Here is a 4,492-nt window from a genome sequence, read left to right as displayed (position 1 = left end):
ATTCTATCCTATGATTTTATGCGAAACGCCCTATTCGGCGGGCTTTTGGTCAGTATAGTCTGCGGCGTCGTAGGCTCTTTAGTCGTGATAAATCGCATGAGCTTCATAGCAGGCGGCATCGCACACGGCGCATACGGCGGCATCGGCATCGCGCTATTTTTAGGCATCTCGCCCGTGCTGGGAGCTAGCGTATTTGCGCTGTTTTTGGGGCTACTCATCGCTTACGTCACGCTGCGAAACACCGAGCGCTTCGACGCCGTAATCGGCGCGATATGGGCGTTTGGAATGGCGCTGGGGATAATCTTTGCCGATCTCACGCCGGGGTACAAATCCGATCTGATGAGCTTTTTATTCGGCTCTATCCTAGCGATAAATCACGAAAATTTAATCTTCATCGGCATTTGCGGCGCGGCATTTGCGGCGCTTACGGCGTGCTTTTACAGGCAGTTTTTAGCGATCAGCTTCGATAAGGAATTCGCCCTGCTGCGCGGAGTTAATACGAGCGTCTTTTACTACGTCCTCGTAGTGATGGCGAGCCTCGCGGTGGTCGCGTCGATTCAGATCGTGGGGCTAATCTTGGTGATCTCGCTGATGACGATCCCGCCCTTCATCGCCGAAAAAATTTCAAAAAGCCTAGGCTCAATGATGGCGATAAGCTGCGCGCTATCGGCGCTTTTCTGCGCGGCGGGGCTTGTTTTGAGCTTTAAGCTCAATCTAACCAGCGGCGCTTCGATAATCCTAGTCGCCTCGGTCTGCTTTTTCGCAAGCTCGATCTTTAGCAAACTTCGCGCCTAAAAGCCCGCCCAGCTCGCTAAGCAGGATGCCTGCTAGTATCAGCGCCGCGCCTAAAATTTGAAGCGCGCTTAGCTTCTCGCCGAAGGCATACCCCATTATGCCCGCGCTTACGGGCTCCAGCGCGAAAATCAGCACCGTTTTTATCTCGCTTACGCCGCGGTTTTGCGCCATTGTTTGGATCACAAACGCCGCGACGGTGGCAAAGATCGAGGTTAAAACCAGCGCGAAAACAAAATCAAAACTCGGCGAAAAGATCAAATTTCCAAGTACCTTTATCTCGCCTTCAAATTCCGCGTGCGGAGCGAAAACTGCCGCGATCAGCGCGCAGACGCAGACGCAGATAAACTGCACGATCACAAAGCCGTAGAGATTGCTTTTGCGAGCGCAGACGCCCGTAAATACGATGTGAAGCGCGTATGCGAACGCCGAAATCAGCGTCAGCCGCTCGCCTATGCCAAATCCCACCGCGCCGCTTGCTCCGCTTAAAAAATACAGCCCCAAAAGCGCCACGACCGCACCGCCAAAGGCGCTCGCACCGACCTTTTTACCGAAAAACGCAAGCATCAAAAAGGGCACGATGACGACGTTTAGCCCCAAAATAAACGCCACTGTCGATGATAGCGTATAATCAAGCGCTATGGTCTGGCACGAAAAATCGCAAAACAGCATCAGCCCACAAAACACGCCCCGTCCTATCGTGCCGCGATCAAATTTGACGCCGAGGCGTAGGCAGGCGAGGTAGGTAAAAATGCTCGCCGCCAAAAAGCGCCAAAACAAAAAGCTGAAAACGTCGCCGCTATGCAGCGCGCGCTGAACCGGTACGAAAGTGCATCCCCAAACGATCGCCACGAAAAGTAGCCCCAGATCCCACAGCCTGCTAGGCGGAACGGGATTTTGCGCGCGGCTTTGCGCGGAATTGGAATTTCGCCCGAAACTCTGCGAGGAATTCGAGCTTTTCGTGTAGTTTTGCGTAGAGGCAGAATTTTGCACGGCAGCAGGGCTCTGCGTAGAATCAGAGCTTTGCGCGAAATCGAAATTCTGCGCGAAATTTAAGCTTCGAGCGGAGCTAGAATTCTCTGCCGAATTAGATTTCTTCGCAAAATTCCGCGCCTTAAAATTTTTCAATCCAAAGCTCTGCGGCGTATGAGCGGAGTCCGGATCGTTTGCAAAAACCTCGGTAAAATTTTTCTTGAAGCGTCGCGCATGAGCTGCGGCGAGGTTTTTTGCGGGGCTTAAATTTGGCCCGTTTGCGGCGCTCGCACAGCTTAACGAACTCGCGCTATTTGCGCTGCTATGAGTGGAATTTTTCGTAAAATTTAATATAAAATTTTGTCTGAAATTTCTTGCCGAATTTTCGCAAGGATATGTTTTGGAGGATTTTGCGGAATTTAAAGCTTTATTTTCGGCGCAGTTCGGAATTTGCGCGGGCTTTAAATTTAACGCAAGAGCCGCGAAATTTAAAGCGAATTTTCTTTCGATATTTCTGACGTGCGGAGCAGAATATAGCGCGGCAAGGTCGCATGAGGCGCGATTACGCGCGGCAAAACCCGCCGAAGCAGGATGAAATTTTAAATTTCTCTCGCGCTTTAAACTCTCCCCACGGATAAAATTTAATGCGGCATCCACGTCTTGAAATTTGAAATTTCTTTTGAAGCAGAGAGCGGGAGCAAAATTCACCGCGCCGCCGCGCGCTGTGTTTTTCACGCACGCAAACGCCGCATTTGAAGCAGGATTTAAAGCTGAATTTTTCGCGCGCTCGCGCACAGGATCTAAAATAAAATTTAAAGCGGATTTTGAATTAAAATTTTCCGCGAGCTCCGAGATAGAATTTTTCATAAATTTAAAGTAAAATTTCGCCGAGATTTTAGTGCGGTCGCGCCTATCTGATCGTCTTTATGGCGTTTAAAATCGCGCCCGAGTTTTTGCGAAACTCCCTTTCGTTTTTACTTAAAAAATCGAAGCTTTCGTTGATGAAGGCGCTGCTAAATTCGTTACTAAAATCGTCTCCTGGCTCGTGTCCAACGGCACTTTTAAAGCTTTTAGCAAAGCTCGCGTCGGCTCCTAGTTCACGCGCCAAAGGGCGAATGATTTCGTAAATTTCATCAAAGGCGTTGGTGCGCAGATAGTGGCTGAATAGCACCTCGCCGCTCATTACCGCCTTAGTATCGGCTTCGGACATATCTTTTATTTTAGCGAGTACGAGCTTTTTGATCGGCTCTACGGCAAGACTTAGCTTCTTGCTCGCCAGCCTTTGCATATTTTGCACGGCGATGCTTTTTTTGCCCGCGCGCTCGGTAATGTAGCTAGGCAGATCAAGCTCGTAATCCTGCACGCCAGTGCGTTCGTATTCATTTGCGGCACGCTCTATCAAAGTGCTTAGTGAGTTTTTAAAATTTTCGCTATCGCCCGCGCCCGCACTAAGCATCACGTCCAGCCCCTTTACGGCGACCTCTTCCCAACTCGCAGCCGCTATGAGCGGCAAAAGGCAAAGAATTAGATTTTTAAGCAAGGCTTTTTCCCGATTTAAGATTGTTCATTTTATTTCAGAAATTTTAATGTATAATCAACGCTTTTATAATACCAAAAGGGCTAAATATGGAGCTTTTACTTATCGCTTTTGCGCTTGCGATGGACAGCGTCGCGCTTAGTATCTCAAACGGCGCGAAATATCCGAATTTCAAATTTGCGCAGATCGCGCGCGTCGCATTTTTCTACGCGGCGGCTCAGTTTATAATGCCGCTTGCAGGCTACGCTTTGGGGATAAATTTCGTAAAATTTATCGCGCAGATCGATCACTTCGTCGCGTTTGGAATTTTATCGTTTTTAGGCGTTAAGATGATCGCGGAATCCCGCCGCGAGCAGGATGAGCCGGCTCTGCGCCTAAGCACGAAGGAGCTGGCGCTGGGCGCGATCGCCACCAGCATCGACGCGATGGCCGTGGGCGTGACCTTTGCCTTTGGCGAGATAAACATCCTCTACGCCTGTTGCGTAATCGGGTTCGTCTGCTTCGCGCTGTGCGTCGCGGCGTGCTACGCAGGCAAGCTAACGGGCGAATACCTGTACTCAAAGGCACTCGTTTTAGGCGGCGTGATTTTGATACTAATCGGAGTTAAAATTTTGCTCTCGCACCTCGGTATTATCGATATTTAGCGGCTTTTAAGCGCCGCTTTGCGATAATTTTTAAAACTAATCCACGGGAGCGAAAATGAAAAATTTAATAAATTTAAGCGGCGGCGATCACATAAATTTGCGCGTAGAGGACAAAATTTTAATCAGCGAGAGCATCAAAAACGGCAAAACTAGGCAAACGCAAAAGGAGTTTGCAAGTGCTGGCGAAGCGCAAAAAGCCTGCGCGAAAAAGGAGTGGGAGAGCCCGGAAAAAAGATGAGCCGAAATCCTTAAAGCCTGTTCTAAGTAGAAATAATATCAAATGAAAAGGAGATGATGTGAAAAATATACTTTCTTTAAATTTTGAAGAAGCTAGATTGTTTTTATTGAAGCATGAAAGCTATGTAAATATTGATTTACCGCCATATATTAAATTTGGCGATTTGCTTGATCAAATTTCAAAGATTCTAGGTCGGAAAAATTTTACGAGTATTAAAAAAAGCAATCCGGATAGTTTTGAAGATGTAAACTACAAATTATTTCATAATAAAAATGGCAAATATGATTGGCGGAGATTCGAATTAATTCA

General features: G+C 48.0%; 5 protein-coding genes and 1 pseudogene. 4 read left to right on the top strand and 2 right to left on the bottom strand.

Translation table 11 applies throughout. The features are described 5' to 3' along the window. Positions 1–795: metal ABC transporter permease (locus Q0236_RS10245; protein ID WP_297917457.1), on the top strand; the 795-nt coding region annotated here is incomplete at its 5' end. On the opposite strand, the gene Q0236_RS10240 is transcribed toward Q0236_RS10245, so the two are convergent. Next, positions 739–2,472 (bottom strand): DMT family transporter, encoded by a 1,734-nt coding sequence (locus Q0236_RS10240; protein WP_297917454.1) that lies wholly within the window; start codon positions 2,470–2,472, stop codon positions 739–741. The genes Q0236_RS10245 and Q0236_RS10240 overlap by 57 nt on opposite strands. 202 nt (positions 2,473–2,674) lie before the next feature. Continuing rightward, complete coding sequence (locus Q0236_RS10235; RefSeq protein WP_297917449.1) at positions 2,675–3,304, bottom strand: hypothetical protein; 630 nt, start codon at positions 3,302–3,304, stop codon at positions 2,675–2,677. Positions 3,305–3,390: 86 nt separating this feature from the next. On the opposite strand from Q0236_RS10235, the gene Q0236_RS10230 reads away from it, so the two are divergent. The 3 genes and pseudogenes from Q0236_RS10230 to Q0236_RS10220 form a co-directional block, all read left to right on the top strand. Then, positions 3,391–3,945 (top strand): manganese efflux pump MntP family protein, encoded by a 555-nt coding sequence (locus Q0236_RS10230; RefSeq protein ID WP_297917447.1) that lies wholly within the window; start codon positions 3,391–3,393, stop codon positions 3,943–3,945. Between the two features lie 55 nt (positions 3,946–4,000). Beyond that, positions 4,001–4,183, top strand: coding sequence for a hypothetical protein (locus Q0236_RS10225; protein WP_297917444.1), 183 nt, complete (start codon positions 4,001–4,003; stop codon positions 4,181–4,183). A 58-nt stretch (positions 4,184–4,241) separates the two neighbouring features. Next, positions 4,242–4,492: pseudogene (locus Q0236_RS10220) on the top strand (hypothetical protein); the annotation flags it as partial.

Origin of the sequence: uncultured Campylobacter sp. (genome assembly GCF_938031315.1) — a bacterium.
Taxonomy (GTDB): domain Bacteria; phylum Campylobacterota; class Campylobacteria; order Campylobacterales; family Campylobacteraceae; genus Campylobacter_B.
Note: the sequence above shows the minus strand (reverse complement) of the source record. Positions and strands in the feature narration are given on the sequence as shown.